The organism is Leifsonia sp. NPDC058248 (assembly GCF_042881905.1).
In the GTDB taxonomy this organism is placed as follows: domain Bacteria; phylum Actinomycetota; class Actinomycetes; order Actinomycetales; family Microbacteriaceae; genus Leifsonia.
On sequence record NZ_JBHVXB010000001.1, the window covers coordinates 380,889 to 401,174 of the forward strand.

Annotated in this window: 18 protein-coding genes and 1 tRNA gene; 12 read left to right on the forward strand and 7 right to left on the reverse strand. The window is 65.7% G+C overall.

Features of this window, described 5'->3' with window-relative positions:
* Positions 1-11: 11 nt before the first annotated feature.
* Genes ACFVV5_RS02035 through ACFVV5_RS02055 form a run of 5 tightly spaced genes read left to right on the forward strand, consistent with a single transcriptional unit; the run spans position 12 to position 7,817 of the window.
* Entirely contained in the window at positions 12-1,583 is a 1,572-nt protein-coding gene (locus tag ACFVV5_RS02035) for a type I restriction-modification system subunit M (RefSeq protein WP_387238164.1), read from the forward strand.
* Positions 1,568-2,236: a restriction endonuclease subunit S gene (locus ACFVV5_RS02040; RefSeq protein ID WP_387238167.1), complete on the forward strand. Its 669-nt coding sequence runs from the start codon at positions 1,568-1,570 to the stop codon at positions 2,234-2,236. The genes ACFVV5_RS02035 and ACFVV5_RS02040 overlap by 16 nt, the downstream gene beginning before the upstream one ends.
* Complete coding sequence (locus ACFVV5_RS02045; protein ID WP_387238170.1) at positions 2,229-3,425, forward strand: restriction endonuclease subunit S; 1,197 nt, start codon at positions 2,229-2,231, stop codon at positions 3,423-3,425. The genes ACFVV5_RS02040 and ACFVV5_RS02045 overlap by 8 nt, the downstream gene beginning before the upstream one ends.
* The gene (locus ACFVV5_RS02050) at positions 3,382-4,632 is read left to right on the forward strand and encodes a GTPase (protein ID WP_387238173.1); all 1,251 of its coding nucleotides are present in this window, start codon (positions 3,382-3,384) and stop codon (positions 4,630-4,632) included. Before ACFVV5_RS02045 ends, ACFVV5_RS02050 begins: the two co-directional genes overlap by 44 nt.
* Positions 4,629-7,817 carry a type I restriction endonuclease subunit R gene (locus ACFVV5_RS02055; protein WP_387238176.1) on the forward strand — a complete coding sequence of 1,063 codons (3,189 nt, stop codon included), beginning with the start codon at positions 4,629-4,631 and terminating at the stop codon, positions 7,815-7,817. Before ACFVV5_RS02050 ends, ACFVV5_RS02055 begins: the two co-directional genes overlap by 4 nt.
* 250 nt (positions 7,818-8,067) lie before the next feature.
* Here the strand turns inward: ACFVV5_RS02055 and ACFVV5_RS02060 are convergent.
* Positions 8,068-8,141 (reverse strand) — tRNA-Gly (locus ACFVV5_RS02060).
* Between the two features lie 93 nt (positions 8,142-8,234).
* Positions 8,235-8,612, reverse strand: a complete 378-nt coding sequence (locus ACFVV5_RS02065) for a VOC family protein (RefSeq protein WP_387238179.1) — start codon at positions 8,610-8,612, stop codon at positions 8,235-8,237.
* Between the two features lie 114 nt (positions 8,613-8,726).
* Between ACFVV5_RS02065 and dcd the strand changes: the two genes are divergently transcribed.
* Complete coding sequence (gene dcd, locus ACFVV5_RS02070) at positions 8,727-9,332, forward strand: dCTP deaminase (protein WP_387238182.1); 606 nt, start codon at positions 8,727-8,729, stop codon at positions 9,330-9,332.
* A 98-nt stretch (positions 9,333-9,430) separates the two neighbouring features.
* Positions 9,431-9,958: a hypothetical protein gene (locus tag ACFVV5_RS02075; protein WP_387238185.1), complete on the forward strand. Its 528-nt coding sequence runs from the start codon at positions 9,431-9,433 to the stop codon at positions 9,956-9,958.
* 102 nt (positions 9,959-10,060) lie between these two features.
* Here the strand turns inward: ACFVV5_RS02075 and idi are convergent, their stop codons facing one another.
* Both idi and ACFVV5_RS02085 read right to left on the reverse strand, forming a co-directional pair.
* Positions 10,061-10,612 carry an isopentenyl-diphosphate Delta-isomerase gene (idi, locus tag ACFVV5_RS02080; protein ID WP_387238188.1) on the reverse strand — a complete coding sequence of 184 codons (552 nt, stop codon included), beginning with the start codon at positions 10,610-10,612 and terminating at the stop codon, positions 10,061-10,063.
* 137 nt (positions 10,613-10,749) lie between these two features.
* Positions 10,750-11,766: a hypothetical protein gene (locus ACFVV5_RS02085; protein ID WP_387238190.1), complete on the reverse strand. Its 1,017-nt coding sequence runs from the start codon at positions 11,764-11,766 to the stop codon at positions 10,750-10,752.
* A gap of 130 nt (positions 11,767-11,896) precedes the next feature.
* On the opposite strand from ACFVV5_RS02085, the gene ACFVV5_RS02090 reads away from it, so the two are divergent.
* Positions 11,897-12,613: a MarR family winged helix-turn-helix transcriptional regulator gene (locus tag ACFVV5_RS02090; protein WP_387238193.1), complete on the forward strand. Its 717-nt coding sequence runs from the start codon at positions 11,897-11,899 to the stop codon at positions 12,611-12,613.
* 80 nt (positions 12,614-12,693) lie between these two features.
* Here ACFVV5_RS02090 and ACFVV5_RS02095 read toward each other — a convergent pair whose 3' ends face one another.
* From ACFVV5_RS02095 to ACFVV5_RS02105, 3 genes are all read right to left on the reverse strand, one after another.
* Positions 12,694-14,160, reverse strand: coding sequence for an MFS transporter (locus ACFVV5_RS02095; protein WP_387238195.1), 1,467 nt, complete (start codon positions 14,158-14,160; stop codon positions 12,694-12,696).
* A gap of 45 nt (positions 14,161-14,205) precedes the next feature.
* Positions 14,206-15,036 (reverse strand): serine protein kinase RIO, encoded by an 831-nt coding sequence (locus ACFVV5_RS02100; protein ID WP_387238198.1) that lies wholly within the window; start codon positions 15,034-15,036, stop codon positions 14,206-14,208.
* Between the two features lie 213 nt (positions 15,037-15,249).
* Positions 15,250-15,888: a GTP pyrophosphokinase family protein gene (locus tag ACFVV5_RS02105; RefSeq protein WP_387238802.1), complete on the reverse strand. Its 639-nt coding sequence runs from the start codon at positions 15,886-15,888 to the stop codon at positions 15,250-15,252.
* A gap of 326 nt (positions 15,889-16,214) precedes the next feature.
* Between ACFVV5_RS02105 and dnaK the strand changes: the two genes are divergently transcribed.
* From dnaK to ACFVV5_RS02125, 4 genes are all read left to right on the forward strand, one after another.
* On the forward strand, positions 16,215-18,083 hold the full coding sequence (gene dnaK / locus ACFVV5_RS02110; protein ID WP_387238201.1) for a molecular chaperone DnaK: 1,869 nt from the start codon (positions 16,215-16,217) through the stop codon (positions 18,081-18,083).
* A 2-nt stretch (positions 18,084-18,085) separates the two neighbouring features.
* Complete coding sequence (gene grpE, locus ACFVV5_RS02115) at positions 18,086-18,766, forward strand: nucleotide exchange factor GrpE (RefSeq protein ID WP_387238204.1); 681 nt, start codon at positions 18,086-18,088, stop codon at positions 18,764-18,766.
* A 100-nt stretch (positions 18,767-18,866) separates the two neighbouring features.
* On the forward strand, positions 18,867-19,853 hold the full coding sequence (locus ACFVV5_RS02120; protein WP_387238207.1) for a DnaJ C-terminal domain-containing protein: 987 nt from the start codon (positions 18,867-18,869) through the stop codon (positions 19,851-19,853).
* 2 nt (positions 19,854-19,855) lie between these two features.
* A complete protein-coding gene (locus tag ACFVV5_RS02125) occupies positions 19,856-20,269 on the forward strand; it encodes a heat shock protein transcriptional repressor HspR (RefSeq protein WP_387238210.1) in 414 nt (137 codons plus the stop codon).
* Positions 20,270-20,286: the final 17 nt, after the last annotated feature.

Genomic DNA, 20,286 nt, shown 5'->3' on the forward strand with positions numbered 1-20,286 from the left:
TTCCATCCACGATGAAGGAGCTGAAGGACACTCTCTGGAAGGCCGCCGACAAACTGCGCGGCTCGATGGATGCCTCTCAGTACAAGGACGTGATCCTCGGTCTTGTCTTCCTGAAGTACGTGTCGGACGCATTCGACGAGCGCCGGGGCCAGGTCCGGGCTGAACTGGCCGCCGACGGTTACGACGAGGATCAGATCTCCGAACTCATCGACGACCCGGACGAGTACACCGGTCGTGGCGTCTTCTGGGTGCCGGCTGACGCCCGATGGTCGTTTCTTGCCGAGCACGCGAAGGGGACCGGGCCGTCGCTCATCGCGCCCGAAAAGTCGATCGGACTCCTCATCGACGAGGCGATGGACGCAGTGATGCAGACCAACCCGCAATTGACGGGAACCCTGCCTCGCATCTTCAACCGCGACAACGTCGATCAGCGCAGACTGGGCGAGCTGCTCGACCTGCTCAACTCCGCCCGCTTCGCCGGACAGGGCAAGGCTGGATCATCCGGCCGGCGCGCCCGGGACCTTTTGGGCGAGGTGTACGAGTACTTCCTCGAGAAGTTCGCGGCCGCCGAGGGCAAGCGGGGCGGCGAGTTCTACACTCCGGCGAGCGTGGTCCGCGTTCTCGTCGAGGTGCTCCAGCCCGACCACGGACGCGTCTACGATCCGTGCTGCGGATCGGGCGGTATGTTCGTGCAAGCAGAGAAGTTCATCGACGCCCACCACGGCGAGGGGGCGGACATTTCTGTCTATGGGCAAGAGCTCAACGAGCGAACCTGGCGAATGGCGAAAATGAACCTTGCCATTCACGGGCTGTCCGGCAACCTCGGCTCACGGTGGGGCGACACCTTCGCGCGTGACCTGCATCCAGAGTTGCAGGCGGACTTCGTCATGGCGAACCCTCCGTTCAACATCAAGGACTGGGCACGCAGCGAGTCCGACCCCCGATGGAAGTACGGAGTGCCGCCCGCGGGCAACGCGAACTACGCGTGGATCCAACACATTCTGTCGAAGCTCGCGCCTGGGGGTCAGGCCGGTGTGGTGATGGCGAACGGCTCGATGTCGTCGAACTCGGGCGGCGAGGGTCAAATCCGCGCCGAAATCGTCGAGGCCGACCTCGTCTCATGCATGGTCGCGCTGCCCACCCAGCTATTCAGGTCGACGGGTATTCCCGTGTGCGTGTGGTTCTTCACTAAGGACAAGGGGAAGCGCGCCGGGGAGGTGCTCTTCATTGACGCCCGCAATCTGGGCTACATGGTCGACCGCGCCGAGCGGGCTCTCTCGGACGAGGACATCACGAAGATCGCGGGTACCTATCACGCGTGGCTGAGCGACTCAGATATTGACGGTTACGAGGACGTTCCCGGCTTCTGCCGCTCTGAAACGCTAGTGGGCATTAAGGCCGCGGAGTACGTGCTCACTCCCGGGCGGTATGTCGGCGCCGCCGAGCCAGTCGACAGTGGTGAGCCGATCCAGGACCGTCTTATAAGGCTGCGTCAAGAGCTAGAAGCCCAATTCGCGGAGTCAGCGCGGCTCGCCGAAGAAGTAGGCGCGCAATTGGACAGGATCTCATGGTCCAGCAACTGACCCTGGGGGCTCTTCAGCGCGACGGTGTCATGGCTTTTGGCGACGGGTACCGCACGAAGCAATCGGAATTCGGCGTTGCAGGGTTTCGAGTCATTCGTGCGGCCGATGTCAGAGAGGGAGAGGTGCTCTTCACCAGCGAGGATCTGATTCGTCCCGAGTTTGAACGGCAGATCGGCGCGAAAGCAGTAAGGGAAGGCGACGTCGTGCTAACGACGAAAGGCACAGTCGGGCGCGTTGCGCTCGTGCGTGAGCTGATTGGCAAAGCAGCATACTCGCCCCAGCTCTGCTGGTTCCGAGTTGCTGATTTCACCGTCCTGGACCCGAGCTACCTGCTTGCATGGCTTAGATCCTCCGAGTTCAAACTTCAGGCTTCTCATATGCAAGCGAACAGCGACATGGCACCGTACATCAGCTTGAGCGACCTGCGATCGACGCGAATATCGCTGCCCGCATTAGAAGTTCAGCGGTCGATCGGGCACGTTCTGCTCGCATTCGATAACAAGATGGCGGCTAATGCACGGGAAAATCGAAAGCTGGCGGAGTTTCGCGACTCACTCTTGCCCGAGTTGATGTCAGGGCGCATTAGGGTTAGCGACATTCAGGAAGGGGTCACGAACATGACGTCCGACATCTCTCGAGGTCCCTATGCCTGAGTGGCGCAAGTGTGCGTTGCGAGAACTTGGGGAGATATTCGATGGGCCGCACGCCACGCCGGCGCGTAAGCGTACAGGCCCATACTTCCTAAACATTGCGAGCCTTTCAAATGGTCGGTTGGATCTCGCCGCTTCGGATCACGTCGATGAAGACGACTTTGCGAGATGGACGCGGCGAGTCCGGCCGCGCGCTGGAGACCTGTTGTTTTCATATGAGACACGCCTGGGCGAGGCAGCTCTCATGCCTAAGGATGTTGAAGCGTGCCTCGGTCGGCGGATGGCCCTAATTCGTCCTAACCGCGAGTTCGTTGATCCACGCTTCCTGCTGTACGCCTATCTCAGTCCTTATTTCCAAAACGTCATCGAGCAGAACACCGTTCACGGCGCGACAGTCAACCGGATACCCCTGAACCGGATGGGTTCGTGGGAGATCCCCCTGCCCGAGCTGTCAGAGCAGAAGGCGATCGCCGAGGTGCTGGGCGCGCTCGACGACAAGATCGTGGCTAACGACGTTGTTGCGGCGTCGACCGCTCAGCTGAATCGCGCCGAGTACCGTGCCGCGCTGAGGGCCGGCGGCTCATCGACGACTATCGGAGATGCCGTAGTGCTGCTGACCCGCGGCATTACCCCCAGGTACGTGCCGGACGGCGCGGGTGTGCTCGTTATCAACCAGAAATGCGTTAGGGACCAACGTGTTCTGACAGAACCTGCGCGGTGGACCGATGTCGCAAGGGTGAAGCCGGAGAAGCTGCTTCAAAGTGATGACATTTTGGTCAACTCGACTGGCCAAGGCACGTTGGGTCGGGTGGCTCGTTGGGTCCAGGGGGACAGCGCCACCGTCGACTCCCATGTCACAATCCTTCGCCCCGACGACTCCAAGTGGGACAGAACGATCATCGGCCAGGCGATTCTCGATCGCCAGACGGAGATCGAGGCTTTGGGCGAGGGCAGCACAGGTCAGACCGAGCTGAGCCGTGTCGACCTGGGCCAAGTAAGAATCAGCCTTCCTGACGCAGGAGCATCTCGCCGGCTCGGCGAACGACTGCGCGCGGTAGACGCTCTGGGAAGCGCCGCCTTGCAGGAGAATCGCACCCTCGCCGCCACCCGAGACGCCCTCCTACCGTCACTGATGTCAGGCACGCTACATGTCCGCGGCGCTGAGGCGCTCGCCTCCACGGCTGGCGCTTGACCGACACCGCAACGAAGCACCGAACGAGAAATGGGACGATCCAGAAATGACGACAGCGCCAGACGAGCCCGCCGACGACGCGCCCGAGATCGATGACCGCCCGTTCATCGAAGCGAACTCGCAAGCGAAGTCCAAGTACGGCCGATTCAACCTCGCGTTGATCGGCGGGACGGGCGTGGGAAAATCTTCACTCGTCAACGCCGTGTTCGGGCGCGACCTCGCGAAGGTCGGCATGGGGCTCCCCGTCACCGAGGGCGTGAACTACTACCACGACGAATCGCTCGGTATCTGGGACATCGAGGGCTTCGAGATCGGGTCCGCGATGACCCCGGCTGAGGCGCTCAGAAAGAACCTCAAGACCATCGCCGGCCATCCCCCGGTCGAGCAGATTTCGGTCGTCTGGTATTGCGTGGCGTCTAAAGCCCACCGCCTGACTCGAGCGGATATTGACATGATCCGCGAGCTCGAAGCCAAAGGCTTGCCCGTCGTCCTCGTCCTCACCAAGGTCGACTGGGACACTCCCTTCCCGGGACGGCGGACAGTACCGAAGTCGGTCGAACAATTCCGGAGCTGGCTCGAGAACCCGGACGACAACGGCCAGCCGATCGACATCCCTTTCCAGCGCGTCATTCTGACCTCGACCCAGGACAAGAACGGGAAGGGTAAGGGGCACGGCCTCGGTGAGCTCGTCACGGAAACCCTCGCCCTCTCGCCGGAGAACGAGAAGGATGCCTTTCGCATCGCACAGCGGCTCAACCTCCCCTGGAAGCGTGAGATGGCTCGCCCGATCATCGCGGCAGCCGCAACCGCGGCGGCCGCAGCAGCCGCAGTCCCCGTTCCTGTCGCGGATGCGGCGATTCTGGCGCCGATCCAGTTGACGATGATGGGACGGATCGCGGCCATCTACGACCTCGAACTAAAGACCATGCTGTCGGCAGGAGCTCTCGCACAGCTCGGCGCGCAGATCACCGGGCAGGCGCTGGCTCGCAGCTTCCTCAAGCTGATCCCCGGTGCGGGCAGCGTCATCGGCGCCGGTGTTGCCTTCGCGCTCACTGCCGCCACCGGGGAGGGGTGGCTGCGGCTCTGCGAACAGGTCCACACCGGCAAACTCGATCTCGACAAGATCAGTGACTCCTGGAGTCAGTACGCTCCTAGTTTCCTGGAGGTTCTCCGCAAGATGGCACAGCCGGGTATGGCGAAACGATGACCGGCGGCATCTCCGAAGCCGACTGGGAACGGGCAGCGCTCGACACGCTTGCCGAGCCACTCCTCTGGGAGCCGAAGCGCGGCGAGGCGATCGCCCCTGGGACAGGCGAGCGGGAAACCTGGGACGAACTGTTGATTCGTCCACGGCTGCTAGACGCGATGCGCCGTCTGAACCCGGAAGTGCCGATCCCGTACTTGCAGCAGGCTGTCGCAGAAGTCGCCGCACCCAGGTCGCTTGATGCCATTACCGAGAACCATCGAATCCACGAGTACCTGGTCGGAGGCTATCCGCTCAGCTACATCGACAGTGACGGCATCGAACAGAATCCGCGCGTCCGGTTGCTCGGCGCGCCCGACCAGAACGACTGGTTCGCCGTCAATCAGGTCACGATCCGGCAGGCCGATCTGCACCGCCGGTTCGACGTCGTGCTTTACGTCAACGGAATGCCCTTAAGCATCGTCGAGTTGAAGAAGGCGGGCTCGGCATCCACCGGCGTCGGTGCAGCACACGCGCAGCTTCAGACCTACCTGAGGGAATTCCCCAGTGCGTTCCGCTTCTGCGTCTTCACGCTCGCAAGCGACGGGATCGACGCCAAGTACGGCACGCCTTTCACACCGCTCAACCACTTCGCGCCCTGGAACGTCGATGACGACGGAACCCCTCTCCAGCAGCCGCGAATCGAAGAAAACGTAGAGGTGCTCCCGCTCGACGACGCGCTCAACGGCCTCTATAACCAGGAGCGATTCCTCCAGCTCGTCCGCAACTTCACCGCCTTCGACGAGGGCTCCGAGGGGCTCGTCAAGCGCATCGCCAAGCCACACCAATACTTCGCTGTGACGAAGGCCGTCGGCAGTACTATCCAAGCGGTCGAGACCAATGGGAAGGCCGGCGTGGTGTGGCACACGCAAGGCTCCGGCAAGTCGATGGAGATGGAGCTCTACGCGAATCTGGTCGCGCGGCATCCGAAGCTCAAGAACCCGACGGTGGTCGTAGTTACAGATCGGAACGAACTCGACGGCCAGCTCTTCCAGGGCTTCGACCGTAGCGTCCTGCTCGCCGAGAAACCGGTTCAGGTGCGGGAGCGCACACAACTGCGCGTCGAACTCAGCCAGCGAGTAACGGGTGGGATCTACTTCACGACACTCCAGAAGTTCGGCCTGACCGAGGTGGAGAAGAAGTCCGGTACACGGCACCCTCTCCTCACAGACCGCCGCAATGTCATCGTCATCGTCGACGAAGCGCACCGCAGCCACTACGACGATCTCGATGGTTACGCCCGCCACCTGAGCGACGCACTCCCGAATGCAACCCTGATCGCGTTCACGGGCACGCCGATCTCGTTTGCCGAGCGCGATACCCAGGCCGTCTTCGGGGACTACATCGACATCTACGACCTGACCCGAGCTGTCGAGGACGGCGCAACAGTTCCCGTGTATTTCGAGCCGAGACTCATCAGAGTGTCTTTCGGTGAGGGCACGAACGAGGAAGACATCGATCGCGCAGCTGACGAGTACACCCTCGGGCTCGACGACACCGAGCGCGCACGGATCGAGGCATCCGTCGCCGTCGTCAACGCCGTCTACGGATCGCCGGAGCGCATCGAGACCCTAGCGCATGACCTCGTCACCCACTGGGAAGAGCGCCGCGCCCGCATGGTGCCCTTCATCGGATCGCCGGGCAAAGCCCTCATCGTCGGCGGCACGCGTGAGATCTGCGCGCGCTTGTACTCTGCGATCGTCGCCCTGAGGCCTGAATGGCACTCGGATGCCATCGACGGTGGAAAGATCAAAGTCGTCTATTCAGGTTCGGCGACCGACCAGCCGCCCGTCAGCGATCACGTCCGCCGAGACTCTGCGAACGCAGCGATCAAGGACCGCCTCAAAGACGCATCCGACGAACTCGAACTGGTCATCGTCAAGGACATGATGCTCACCGGCTTCGACGCGCCGCCGCTGCATACCCTCTACCTCGACCGTCCACTCAAGGGTGCGTTGCTCATGCAGACTCTCGCACGTGTGAATCGTACCTTCGAGGGCAAAGAGGACGGCCTGCTTGTCGCTTACGCCCCGCTTGCCGACAACCTTGCCAAAGCCCTAGCCGAGTACACGGTTGAAGATCAAGCGAACCGACCGATCGGCCGAAACGTCGACGAAGCAGTCGCGATCGCCACCGAACTCGTCGCACAGATTCGCGACATGCTGACAGGCTGCGACTGGCGAGCTCTGCTTCGACGCGGCGGCCCGCGGGCGATGCTCGCAGCCGCGACGACGGCAACGAACTACCTCCGCGACGCGGCCAACCCGCTCAACGACCCCGAGCTGGGAGTCGCACGCCTCGCGAGTCGTTATCGCGCGACGAGCAGCAAACTTGCTCGCGCATGGGCCCTGAGCTCGGGCCGCGCGGGGCTTTCGGAGCTGCACGATGAAATCGCCTTCTATGAAGAGGTGCGCGTGTGGATGGCGAAATTCGACGCGATGGAGAGGCAGGCTCGCGACGAGCCTGTCTCAGAGGAGATCGAGCGTCTATTGACCGGCCTGGTCGCCGAAGCGATGTCCACGGGCGAGGTGCTGGACATTTATGAAGCCGCCGGCCTGCCGCGACTCTCACTCGACGATCTCGGCCCGGACTTCCTCGAGAAGGCGCAGTCAGCGCCGAACGCGCATCTCGCGATCGAGGCTCTTCGCAAGTCCCTCGTTGACGCTGGGTCAACCGCCATGCGCGGGAACGTCGTCCGCGAGAGGGTGTTCTCGGAGCGTATCGCCGAGATCATGAAGCGGTACACGAATCAACAGCTCACAGCGGCAGAAGTGATCGCGGAGCTGGTCGAGCTCGCGAAAGAGGTCGCTGCAGAGGCGTCCCGCGGCGCCCTCTTCTCGCCCCCTCTCTCCAGCGACGAGCTTGCGTTCTACGATGCTGTTGCGCAGAACGAATCGGCGGCCACTGTGCAGGGCGAAGATGTTCTGGCCCAGATTGCCCGCGAGCTCGTAGCGGTCATGCGACGCGATGTGCGCACCGACTGGACCGTTCGGGATGATGTGCGCGCGAAGCTGCGGTCGTCGATCAAACGGCTGCTCGTCAAGTACAAGTACCCGCCGGATAAGCAGCCAGAAGCAATCAAGCTGGTCATGGAGCAGATGGAATCGATGGCGCCGCGATATGCCGATGATCGGCGCTTGGACGCTTGATGCCTCGGTAGCTCTGAGGCGCCGACTACAGCAACTTCGCTGAAACTTCAGCCCAGCCTCAACGGGGGGGGCGATCGCCCAGCAAGGGATGATGACCGGATCGGGCTTGTGACTGCGCTCGGCGTCAGGGTCGGGCACGGTGACCGAACATAGGTGTTCGCGGCCGGGGCGCAGCACTGCAGGTGGTCCCAAGTAAGGCGAGAAAAGTCTCACAATGCTTGAGAAACGACACGGTTTGCCGCGAAGCGACTGGAGCGAGTGACGGGAATCGAACCCGCGCTATCAGCTTGGGAAGCTGAAGTTCTGCCATTGAACTACACTCGCGTATCGCCCGAAGGCGTTGCCAACATCTTAGCGAAAGCCCGCGCGCTTTTCAGACGGGTCAGACCCGGGTCAGACCCGGGCCGAGCATCCACCTCACGGATCGTGCCGCGGCTCGTGGCTGATGAGGCCGACCGTGTTGCCTTCGCTGTCCTCGATGAACGCCATCCACTCGTCCGTTCCCGCCGGGCCGAGCGTGTCGTCCGTGTGGCTGAAGATCACGTGCGGCTCCCCGACCACCGGCACTCCCGCGGCCCGCAGCCGTTCGAGCGTGGACTGCACGTTATCGACCTGCAGGTAGATCAGCGCAGACGGGGCATCGCGCTCGAGGAGGAGGCGCGAGATCCCGACGTTGAAGAACAGCAGCCCCGGCGGGTCGAATCGCGCAGCGGGCGCGCCCCCGAGCAGCATCTCGTAGAACGCGGCCGCGCGGTCGAGGTCGTCCGCATGCTGTGCCACCTGAAGGATCTCCACGCGCGCCTCCTGACGTCTGCGCCCAGTATCCAGCGTCGGCGTCCGCCACGCCAGGCCCCGGATGCTCGCGCAGCAGCCATTCTCAGCGCCCACCAGCCCCGATAGGCTGATGCCGTGCTTCTCTCTGATCGCGATATCAAGTCCGAACTCGGCACGGGCCGTATCGCCCTCGAACCGTACGATCCGGCGATGATCCAGCCGTCGAGCATCGATGTGCGGCTGGACCGCTACTTCCGGCTGTTCGACAATCACAAGTACCCGTTCATCGATCCGGCCGAAGACCAGCCCGAGCTGACCCGCCTGGTCGAGGTCGACCCGAACCAGCCGTTCATCCTGCACCCCGGCGAGTTCGTGCTCGGCTCCACCTTCGAGTCGGTCTCGCTGCCCGACGACATCGCCGCTCGGCTCGAGGGCAAGAGTTCGCTCGGCCGGCTCGGGCTCCTCACGCACTCGACCGCCGGCTTCATCGACCCCGGATTCTCGGGCCACGTCACCCTCGAGCTGAGCAACGTCGCCACCCTGCCGATCAAGCTGTGGCCGGGCATGAAGATCGGCCAGATGTGCTTCTTCCGGCTCACCTCGGCGGCCGAGAAGCCGTACGGGTCCAGCGAGTACAGCTCCCGCTACCAGGGCCAGCGCGGCCCGACCGCCTCGCGTTCCTACCTCAACTTCCACCGCACCGATGTCTCGACGACAGAAGCGGGGCGTCCCGTCAGCTGACCGGCGCCAAGCCATCTGCGCCCACCCACCTGCGCCCACCGCCGCGCGCCGCCGAGCCACCCACTCACCGAGCAAGCGACAACCTGGAGGCCAGAGCAATGAGCGAGAGCAGCAACGAGACGTTCGCACGGGCGCTGATCGCGTCGGGCCCCGCCCTGGTGCGAGCCCAGCGAATGCACCTGTTCGGCCAGTTGGTCGGCACCTGGAAGGCGGAGTGCCGGCTCCTCGACGAGGAGTCCGGGGCGTGGTCCGAGTTCTCCTACGACTGGACCTTCGCCTACACCATCGGGGGACGAGCGGTTCAGGATGTGCTGGTCGCGCCCAGTGCATCCGACCCCGCGGTTCTGGAGACCAAAGGCAGCACCGTTCGCGTGTACGACCCCGTGATCGGCGCCTGGCGCGTCAACTGGTTCGGCGCGGTCGCCAACGACTTCTGCACGCTTGTCGCGACCGGCCACCGCGACGGGATCCGTCAGGACGGCACGCAGACCGACGGCCGCCCGATCCGCTGGAACTTCAGCGGGATCTCTGAGAACTCTTTCATGTGGGACGGCTGGGTCTCCGACGACGAGGGCAAAACCTGGTGGCTGGAGCAGCACATGGACGCCGTCCGCGTCAGCGAATGATCCGGCTCGCCCTGCTGGCGCCGGGGTCGCCATGCCGGTGCCGGCATACGCGATCGCTAGTTATCCACAATCAATTACACAGGTGGAAAATATGAGTTCCGCTCACAGCTGATCTGAAGCTTCGAGCGAACGGTCCGCGTACAGGGCGGGAAGCTGCAATGTCAGCCACGGGCTGAACGCCCACGGGGTCGCGTCGACGGCGGCGAGCAGGGTGCGGGCATCCACCCACTCCCATTCGACGACCTCGGATGCGGCCGGCGTGAGCTCGCCCGACACGGTCGCGGTGTAGACGGGGCAGATCTCGTTCTCGACGATGCCGCCGGCGTCGACTGCCCGGTAGCGGAAGTCGGGGAGCACGACGGTGAGGTTGTCGATGGTGGCGCCCAGCTCATCCTGCGCCCGCCGCGCCACGGCATCCTCCATCGCCTCGCCCGGCCCAGGATGCCCGCAGAACGAGTTCGTCCAGACGCCCGGCCACGTCCGCTTCCCGAGCGCGCGCCGCGTGACCAGGATGCGCCCGTCGCCGTCGAACAGGTGGCACGAGAAGGCCAGGTGCAGCGGGGTGTCCGCCGTGTGCACGGTGGCCTTGTCGGCCACGCCGACGGGGGTGCCGTCGTCGGCGAGCAGGACGACCTCTTCGCGGGTTGCGGTCATGCGTCCATTCTCGCCGATGCAGGCGTGCCGAAGGGCGCTCCGGATGCTCGCGCGAAACAAGAATCCCGGCCGCGACCCGAAGAGATTCGGGTCGGGGCCGGGATTCTGCGTGGGCGCAACCCCGCGGGTTCGGCGGATCAGGCTTCGGGGCCGGCGTCCGCGTCGCTCTCGGGTGCGTCCTCGCCCGTTTCGGCGGAAGGGGAGCTGCCCTGCTGAGCCGACGACGCGTCCTGGGTGGAGCCCGCACGCTTCGACGGGTCCCAGCCGAGGTTGCGGGCCATGGCCTCGAGGGTCGCCATAGTGGTGGCGTAGTCCTCGGCGCTGATCCCGTCGGCGACGGAGCTGCGAAGCCTCCGGATGCGCTCGAAGGCGCCGTCGTGGGCGGCACGTCCTTCCGGCGTGAGCTCGGCGACACCGTCGGTGATGGTCACCCAGCCGCGCTCGGCGAACGCGTCGAGGATGGATTCCACACGTCCGGCGCGTTTCCCGCCGTGGTGGGTACGACCGTGGTGGTCGTGCTCGGCCTGGTCGTGCTGGCCGTGCCCCGCGTGCTCGTGCGGACTGTGGCTATCACCGTGCCCATACCCGGAGTGGTCGTGGTGGTGGTGGTCGTGGTCGTGGTCGTGGTCGGCCGGGCCGAAGCCGCGCCACTCGCCGCGCCCGTCGCCGCGCAAGAAGCGCGAGGCGCGCATTCCGGCATAGAAGGCGTGCTGCTCCTCGGCGGAGGCGAAGGGCGCGAAGCCCCGCTCGCCGCCGGGCCGGAATCCGGGGCCGGCATGGTCACGGCGATGTTCGGCGAAGTACGCTGCGCGCTCCTCGTCGGTGGCGAACCCGCGGCCATACCCGCGCCAGGAGCCGCGCCCATAGCCTCGCCCGGAACCACGCTCGAATCCGTAGCCGAATCCGCGCCCGGAATCGGGACCACCGCGCTCGCCGCGTGCGCGGCCGTGCCCGGGGTGGCGACGGGGAGGCAGCGCGGCCCGGATGTCCTCGGCGGTGGCTGGGCCGTCGGCGAGGGTGTGCAGAATGCGCCAGCTTCCGCGGCGCAGGCCGAGCTCGGTGAGCTCGTCGCGCATCGAAGCGCGAAGGTTGTGCTCGATCACGCCGAACCAGTAGGCGGGCGGCGTGCTGTGAGTGTCTGTGGTGGTGTTCATCAGAGAACCCCTTTCTATTGCATGTACTGTTACAACCAAATGTATGATTACATACATGGAAATGGACGGTCAAGCCCGTGAAGAAAACTCACAGCCTGCGGAGGTCGTAGCTCTCATCGAGCAGTCCCTGGTGGCTGTTCGCCACGACCAGTGGCGCCACCGGCTCCAGCACCGCGGCGAACACGGCGGAGGTCCCGGCGGCCACGCCGCGCCCGGCGGCTTCGGCGGACCCTTCGGCGGCGCATCCTGGGGCGGGGCCCCCTTCGGTCCGGGGGGACCGGGTGGGCGGGCCGGCTACGGAGGTCGCGGTCGCGGCTGGCACGGCCACGACGGCCACGACCATGACGGTCACACCGGTCACGACCACAACGGCCACGCCGACCACGAGGGCCAAGCCGATCCCGGCCCCGACGCGGGCGCCGTCGACAGCCACTCCAACGCACGCGACGCCGCAGGCCCGGGCCCTCGAGGACGCCGCGGCCGCCCCGACGGCTCACTCGGACGAGCGGCCCGCTTCCGGATGCTCGACGCACTCGAGGCCGCCGAGAAGGCCGGCACCGAGCTGTCGATCAGCGCGATCGCCGACGCGGTCGGTGTGGATCAGCCGCGAGCGAGCCGCCTCGTCCAGGAGGGTGTCGAACGTGGCCTCGTGCGCCGAGTGACCGACCCCACGGATGCCCGGCGCAGCATCATCCAGCTCACCAACGCGGGCCGCTCCCAGATCACCGAGGTGCGCACCCACCGTCGCTCGGCTGTCGAGGAGGCGATCGCCGGATTCACCCCGGACGAGGCCCGCACCTTCGCCGACCTCTTCGACCGCTTCGTCCGAGCCTGGCCCCGCGACTAGCCGGTCGTGCGACTGCCGCAACGAGCGCTGCCCGACCGAACAGCCCGGATCAACCCGGATCAACCCGGCCAAGTCCCGCCCTACCGCGCCCGCGTCTCCACCCGCGCTTGCGACTGCGCGCGCACCGGAATGAGCAGCGCCAGCCCGATCGCGAGCACGATCACGATGCCCAGGATGCCCCAGAACTGAGCTCCGCCCACGGCCACGAAGGTCGCGAACAGCAGAGGAGCGAGAAAGCTCACCGCGCGCCCGGTGGTGGCGTAGAGGCCGAAGACCTCGCCTTCGCGCCCGGTCGGCGTGATCCGTGCCAGGAAGGTGCGGCTCGCCGATTGGGCCGGGCCGACGAACAGGCAGAGCACGAGGCCGCCGATCCAGAACGCCGTCGCACCCAGGTCGTGGGCGAAGAAGACGGCGAGGCCCGCGATGATCAGGCCGATCAGCGACGTCACGATCACCGGCTTGGGTCCGAACCGGTCGTCGAACCGTCCCGAGATGAGGGTGCTCACACCCGCCACCACGTTGGCCGCGATCGCGAAGATGATCACATCGCCGCTCGAGAAGCAGAACGTCCCCGCGGCGAGGATCCCGCCGAACGTGAAGACCCCGACGAGACCGTCGCGGAAGAACGCGCTGGCGACCAGGAAGAGCACGGTGTTCCGGCTCTCCTTCCAGAGGCGTGCGATGTCCCGGACGAGTGCGGGATACGACGCGAAGAAGCCGACGCGCACGGCACGATCGGCCTTCGGGATCTCCGGCACGCTGAACAGCACCGGAAGCGAGAACACCAGTGTCCACGCGGCCGCGATCAGAGTGACGATCCGGATGTTCAGACCATCGTCTTCCGGAACGTGCAGGAGGCCGCCGTCGCCGGACACCAAGCCGAAGTACACGATAAGCAGAAGGACGATCCCGCCCAAGTAGCCGGCGCCCCACCCGAACCCGCTGACCTTGCCGACGGTCCTCGGCGTGGACACCTGAACCAGCATCGCGTTGTAGTTCACGGACGCGATCTCGTAGAACACGGTTCCCACCGAGACCAGGATCACCCCGAGGAGGAAGTAGCCCGGCTCCCCTTTGACGAAGAACATCAGCGCCGTCATCAGAACGACGACCCCGGTGTTGATCCCGAGCCAGAACTTGCGCCGCCCCGACCCGTCGGTGCGTCGCCCCAGCACGGGCGCGATCAGTGCGACGACGATACCCGCGATGGCGAGACCCAGACCGAGCCCGCTCGAGAGGGGGGCCGCCGTCGCAGCCGTCTTGCAGGCAGCGGTCGGATCCGTGGTCAACTGCATCGAGGGGTCGACGAAGTAGCTGCTCGTCAGGTACACCGTGAACACGAACGTGGTGATCACGGCGTTGAAAGCAGCGCCGCCCCAGTCCCACAGCGCCCAGGCGACGACGCGGCCGGTGGGGATGATGCGCTCCGTGCTGGAGTCGACGAAGAGGGGGCTCGCGGCGGTGAGCAGAGCATCCGTGTTCGCGGCGCCGGACGGCTGCTTTCCGCGCTCGGCGTCGCTGCCGCCCCCGGTCGGGTCGTTGGTCATGAGCACACAGTATCGAGCGTCGGTTGACTTCGCGGGATGCTCGCCCTAACCGAACACCTCCGCCACGAGCTCGCCGAAGAGCTCGTCCGCATCGCAGTCGAAACCTCGCCGCACGAACCAGTCGCACACGTTCACGCAGTCCCGTTGCAGGAAGTCCAGTCCGCCCGGATTGCTGACGACCTCGACCACCTGCGGCAGGTCGATCACCACAACTCGGCCGTGATGCACCAGGAGGTTGTAGGGGGAGAGGTCTCCGTGCGCCAGCCCGGCCCGCGCCAGGGCGCGCATGATGTCGGTGACCTGGGTGAAGCATCCGGCCAGCTCGTCGCCGTCGAGGCGGACCTGTGCGAGCCGGGGTGCGGCGGTGCTGCCGTCGCCGACGAACTCCATGAGGAGTTCGGTGCCGGTGACCTGCACCGGATACGGCACGGGCAGACCGAGACCGTAGAGGCGGCTGAGGGTCTCGAATTCGGCGTAGGCCCAGCGGCCGGCCGCCACCTGGCGTCCGTAGGCGGAGCCGCGCGCGACGGCTCGCGTGTCGCGCGTGTTCCGCATCCGGCGACCCTCCTGGTAGCGCGCGGAACGGTGGAAGTCGCTGGTGGCGGCATCCCTGTACCGTTTGGCGGCGAGCAGCACGCTCTGCCCCGGGTCGTCGGGGACGGAGCGTTCGATGAGGTGAACGTCGGCCTCTTTGCCGGTCTTGACGATGCCGAGCTCGGTGTCGACGGCGCCGGCTGAGGTGACCAGCCAGGCGGGCCACGGATGCGGTCCGCGCTCGCTCGGCATCGTGGCCGGCCAGGTGCTCCAGCGCTGGCCGTCGCCGGGTTCGTAGGTCGAGAAGGTGGGTACAGCGAACGACGAGTCGTCGAAAGTCACGGTGGTGAGCTCCAGGGTTGGAGGCCACCGAACGTCAGATGTTCGCGGTGGCCTCGAAGAAGTGAGGGCCGGATGCGGTCACAGCAGTCGCAGTCATGGTGTCACGCATCCTCTCCGCCCTGGGCTCGGGAGTCGATCTCCCCGCAGAACCTCCCCAGGCTAGCGCCTGCCGGCCTTCGACTCAACGGTCGAGACGAACCGGCCGGGGGCGAGTCAGATCGCGATCGGGATGCCGTCGGTGGGCCCGGCGCCGCGCACCTGGTGGTGCAGCTTCTCCATCGTCACGTCGAGATCGTTGGCCGTGTCGGCCGCCGCGGTCAGGTCGCGGAGGATGCCGGCGGGGACGTCGCCGTCGTACTTGTAGTAGATCTTGTGCTCGAGGCTGGCCCAGAAGTCCATCGCGACCGTGCGGAGCTGGATCTCGACCGGCACGAGCACGCTGCCCTCGCTGAGGAAGACCGGGATCTCGACGATCGCGTGCAGGCTCTTGTAGCCGTTCGGCTTGGGCGCGGCGATGTAGTCCTTCACCCGGAGCACGTGCACGTCCTCCTGCGCGGTGAGCAGGTCGAACACGTGGTAGACATCGGACACGAAGCTGCAGACGATGCGCACGCCCGCGATGTCGGTGATGGATTCGCGGATCGCGTCGTACGACGGCTCGCACTGTTTGCGCACGATCTTCTGCTCGATGCTCTCGGCCGACTTCAGGCGACTGGAGATGTGCTCGATCGGGTTGTACTCGTGCAGTTCGGAGAACTCTTCGCGCAGGATCGAGACCTTCGTCGTGACCTCGTCGATGCCGAACTTGTACGGCATGATGAACCGCGCGAAGCTCTCCCGGAAGGCCCTCATCTCGCCGAGGGTCGTCGGGTCGATCTGCTGCAGGGCGATGATCGCCCGCTCGGACAGGAGGGGTTCGCTGGGTTCGGTCGGCGAAAGCTCGAAAGTCACGTTTTCGACCGTAGCGAAGGCGCTTGTGCGCTCGGTGTGAAGTCGCGACGCCGTCCCGCACAGGGAATGAAAGCCCTCTTCTCAAAGTTGAGTCAAGTGTGCTCAAGTTTCAGCTTCTCGTCTTGACAAGGCGAAAGGGCGGATGTAACACTTGAGCCATCGAGACTCAAGTCTTGATCACTGACTTTCAGAGCGACAACCAGCAACACAAAGGAGAGAAAGCACATATGTCACGTGCAGTAGGAATCGACCTCGGAACCACCAACTCGGTCGTCTCGGTCCTCGAAGGTGGCGAGCCCACCGTCATCGCGAACGCCGAAGGCTTCCGCACGACCCCGTCGGTCGTGGCCTTCACCAAAGACGGCGAGGTTCTCGTCGGAGAGACCGCCAAGCGCCAGGCCGTCACCAACGTCGACCGCACCATCGCCTCCGTCAAGCGCCACATGGGCACCGACTGGAAGGTCGAGATCGACGGCAAGAAGTACACGCCGCAGGAGATCTCGGCGCGCATCCTGGCCAAGCTGAAGCGCGACGCCGAGCAGTACCTCGGCGACACGGTGACGGATGCTGTGATCACCGTTCCGGCGTACTTCAACGACGCCGAGCGCCAGGCCACCAAGGAGGCCGGTGAGATCGCGGGCCTCAACGTGCTCCGCATCATCAACGAGCCCACCGCCGCGGCTCTCGCCTACGGCCTCGACAAGGGCAAGGAGGACGAGCTCATCCTGGTCTTCGACCTCGGTGGCGGAACCTTCGACGTCTCCCTCCTCGAGGTGGGCAAGGACGACGACTTCTCGACCATCCAGGTGCGTTCGACCGCCGGCGACAACCGCCTCGGCGGCGACGACTGGGACCAGCGCATCGTCGAGTGGCTCATCAAGAAGTTCAAGGAGACCACGGGCGTCGACGTCTCGAAGGACAAGATCGCCCTCCAGCGTCTGAAGGAAGCCGCTGAGCAGGCCAAGAAGGAGCTGTCGTCGAGCATGTCGACGAGCATCCAGCTGCCGTACCTCTCGCTCACCGAGAACGGGCCGGCCAACCTCGACGAGACGCTGACCCGCGCCCAGTTCGAGCAGATGACCAGCGACCTCCTCGACCGCACCAAGAAGCCGTTCCAGGACGTCATCCGCGAGGCCGGCATCAAGGTGTCCGACATCGCGCACGTCGTGCTCGTCGGCGGCTCCACCCGGATGCCCGCCGTGAGCGAGCTCGTGAAGCAGGAGACCGGCGGCAAGGAGCCCAACAAGGGCGTGAACCCGGATGAGGTCGTCGCCGTGGGCGCCGCCCTGCAGGCCGGTGTCCTCAAGGGCGAGCGCAAGGATGTGCTTCTCATCGACGTCACCCCGTTGAGCCTCGGAATCGAGACCAAGGGCGGCATCATGACCAAGCTCATCGACCGCAACACGGCCATCCCGACCAAGCGGAGCGAGACCTTCACCACGGCCGACGACAACCAGCCGTCCGTCGCGATCCAGGTCTTCCAGGGCGAGCGCGAGTTCACCCGCGACAACAAGCCGCTGGGCACCTTCGAGCTCACCGGTATCGCTCCGGCGCCGCGCGGAATCCCGCAGGTCGAGGTCACCTTCGACATCGACGCCAACGGCATCGTCCACGTGTCCGCCAAGGACAAGGGCACCGGCAAGGAGCAGTCGATGACGATCACCGGCGGCTCGTCGCTGCCGAAGGACGACATCGAGCGCATGGTGCGTGAGGCCGAGGAGCACGCCGCCGAGGACAAGAAGCGTCGTGAGACCGCCGAGACCCGCAACACGGCCGAGCAGCTCGCCTACTCGATCGAGAAGCTGATCAAGGACAACGAGGACAAGCTCCCCGAAGACGTCAAGAACGAGGTCCAGGGCGATGTCGACGCGCTCAAGTCCGCTCTCGCCGGAGACGACGAGGACGCGGTGAAGACCGCCTACGACAAGCTCAACGCGAGCCAGCAGAAGCTGGGCGAGGCGATCTACTCGTCGAGTCAGGCCGACGCGGCCGCCGGCGAGCAGGCGCCCGCCGGCGACCAGCCCGCGGGTGAGTCCTCCTCCGACGACGAGGACGTCATCGACGCCGAGGTCGTCGAAGACGAGGAGAAGAAGTAACGATGTCGGACCAGAACCCCAACGGGCAGGACTCGAACGAGCCTGAGAACGAGGAGCCGATCGTCCGCGACAAGCGGCGGATCGACCCCGAGACCGGAAAGGTTCGGGAGCCGGCCGACGCAGGGGCCGGGTCGGAGGGCGACACCTCCGACGCCGACCTCTCCCACGAGGAGCTCGTGGACGTCGGACCGGCCGGGGGCGACGAGTTCGAGTCTCTGCTGAGCGACGATGAGCTGGATGTGCTGAGCGGCCAGGCGACGGCCGACCAGGTGGCTGCCGAACGGCTCGCCGACCTCCAGCGGGTCACCGCCGAGTACGCGAACTATCGCAAGCGCACCGAAGCCAACCGTGAGATCGAGCGCGAGCGCGCGATCGGCGACACCGTCAAGGGTCTCCTTCCGGTGCTCGACGACGTGGACCGCGCCGAGAAGCACGGCGACCTCGAGGAGGGCAGCGCGTTCGCGACCATCGCGGCCAAGCTGCGTCTCACGGTCGAGCGTCTCGGCCTGAAGCCGTACGGCGCTCCGGGCGACCTGTTCGACCCGCAGATCCACGAGGCGATCTTCCAGCAGCCGAGCCCCGACGTGACGGTCGACACCGTCGCCGACGTGGTCGAGACGGGCTATCAGCTCGGCTCGACGACCGTCCGCGTGGCGAAGGTCGTCGTGGCGGTCCCCGCCTAGACAGTTCGAAACCGGCCGGGGAGCGACAGGATGCCCATCCTGCCGCTCCCCGGCCTCGACAGTGCAGACTGACAGAATCAGACTTTAGGAAGGAGGCGCCGTGGCAAGCCAGGACTGGTTCGACAAGGACTTCTACAAGGTCCTTGGTGTCTCCAAAGACGTCACCCCGGCAGAACTCAAGAAGGTCTACCGCAAGCTCGCGCGCAAGTACCACCCCGACTCCAACCCCGGGGACGCGGCGGCGGAGGCCAAGTTCAAAGAGATCAGCGAAGCCCATTCGGTGCTGAGCGACCCGGAGCAACGCAAGGAGTACGACCAGATCCGCGCGATGGGCTCCGGCGCCCGCTTCACCGCCCCCGGCTCGGCCGGGCAGGGCGGCTTCGACGACGTGTTCGGCGGAATGTTCGGCCAAGGCGGCGGGCAGCGCGGCTACACGTACCAGCAGGGCGGCAACTTCGACGACGTGTTCGGCGGCATCTTCGGCAACGGAGGCTTCGGTTCGTCGAGCGGCGGCTTCCGCGGCTACGGCGGCCCGACCCGCGGACGCGACGTGACCGCCCACACCACCATCGACTTCATCACCGCGACGCGTGGCGAGACCATCACGCTGCAGGCGGCCGACGGCAAACCGATCAAGGTCAAGATCCCGGCCGGCGTCGCCGACGGACAGAAGATCAAGCTCCGCGGCAAAGGCCAGCCCAGCCCCGACGGAGGCGAAGCCGGGGACATCGTGCTCTCCGTCGCTGTGCGCAAGCATCCGGTGTTCGAGCGCGACGGCCTCAACCTGCGGGTGACCGTGCCGGTCACCTTCGCCGAGGCCGCACTCGGGGCCACCATCGAGGTGCCCACTCTGGGCGGCGACCCGGTGAAGCTGCGCGTGGCGCCCGGAACGCCGAGCGGCCGGGTGCTGCGCGTCAAGGGCCGGGGCGTCCAGACCGCGAAGGGCACCGGCGACCTTCTCGCCGTCGTGCAGATCGCGGTGCCGTCCCACCTCACGACGGATGCCGAGGATGCGCTCAAAGCGTTCGCCGACAAGCTTCCCGACGAGAACCCGCGCGACGACCTGCTGGCCAAGGCTCGAGGATAGCGATGGACGAAAACAGCCAGGTCTTCGTGATCTCGATCGCTGCGGAGCTCGCGGGGATGCACCCCCAGACGCTCCGGCAGTACGACCGGCTCGGCCTCGTCAGCCCCACCCGCACCCAGGGCAAGTCGCGCCGGTACTCGATGCGCGACGTCGCCAAGCTGCAGGAGATCGCGCGACTCGGTGGCGAGGGGGTGAGCCTGGAGGGCATCCGGCGCATCATCGAGCTGGAAGACCAGGTCGGAGAGCTCAGGAAGCGCGTGCACGACCTCGAGAGCGCGCTCGCCGATGAGCTGCTCAACCGCCCCGGCAGCCGCGTGTTCGCGGCCGGCTCGGAGGGCGAGGTCATCTCGCTCCGCGCCGGCACCCGCGTGCGCCGCAGCAACCAGGTCGTCGTCTGGCGTCCGCTCGGCCGCTGACCCGCCGGAGCCTGCGC

Bases quoted from the DNA above. Each gene is read 5' to 3' on its own strand.
- grpE (WP_387238204.1), top strand. From the start codon at position 18,086: ATGTCGGACCAGAACCCCAACGGGCAGGACTCGAACGAGCCTGAGAAC.
- ACFVV5_RS02045 (WP_387238170.1), top strand. From the start codon at position 2,229: ATGCCTGAGTGGCGCAAGTGTGCGTTGCGAGAACTTGGGGAGATATTC.
- ACFVV5_RS02085 (WP_387238190.1), bottom strand. From the start codon at position 11,766: ATGAACACCACCACAGACACTCACAGCACGCCGCCCGCCTACTGGTTC.
- ACFVV5_RS02040 (WP_387238167.1), top strand. From the start codon at position 1,568: ATGGTCCAGCAACTGACCCTGGGGGCTCTTCAGCGCGACGGTGTCATG.
- ACFVV5_RS02095 (WP_387238195.1), bottom strand. From the start codon at position 14,160: ATGACCAACGACCCGACCGGGGGCGGCAGCGACGCCGAGCGCGGAAAG.
- ACFVV5_RS02035 (WP_387238164.1), top strand. From the start codon at position 12: ATGAAGGAGCTGAAGGACACTCTCTGGAAGGCCGCCGACAAACTGCGC.
- ACFVV5_RS02105 (WP_387238802.1), bottom strand. From the start codon at position 15,888: ATGAGGGCCTTCCGGGAGAGCTTCGCGCGGTTCATCATGCCGTACAAG.
- ACFVV5_RS02075 (WP_387238185.1), top strand. From the start codon at position 9,431: ATGAGCGAGAGCAGCAACGAGACGTTCGCACGGGCGCTGATCGCGTCG.
- ACFVV5_RS02055 (WP_387238176.1), top strand. From the start codon at position 4,629: ATGACCGGCGGCATCTCCGAAGCCGACTGGGAACGGGCAGCGCTCGAC.
- ACFVV5_RS02050 (WP_387238173.1), top strand. From the start codon at position 3,382: ATGTCCGCGGCGCTGAGGCGCTCGCCTCCACGGCTGGCGCTTGACCGA.
- ACFVV5_RS02125 (WP_387238210.1), top strand. From the start codon at position 19,856: ATGGACGAAAACAGCCAGGTCTTCGTGATCTCGATCGCTGCGGAGCTC.
- idi (WP_387238188.1), bottom strand. From the start codon at position 10,612: ATGACCGCAACCCGCGAAGAGGTCGTCCTGCTCGCCGACGACGGCACC.
- dnaK (WP_387238201.1), top strand. From the start codon at position 16,215: ATGTCACGTGCAGTAGGAATCGACCTCGGAACCACCAACTCGGTCGTC.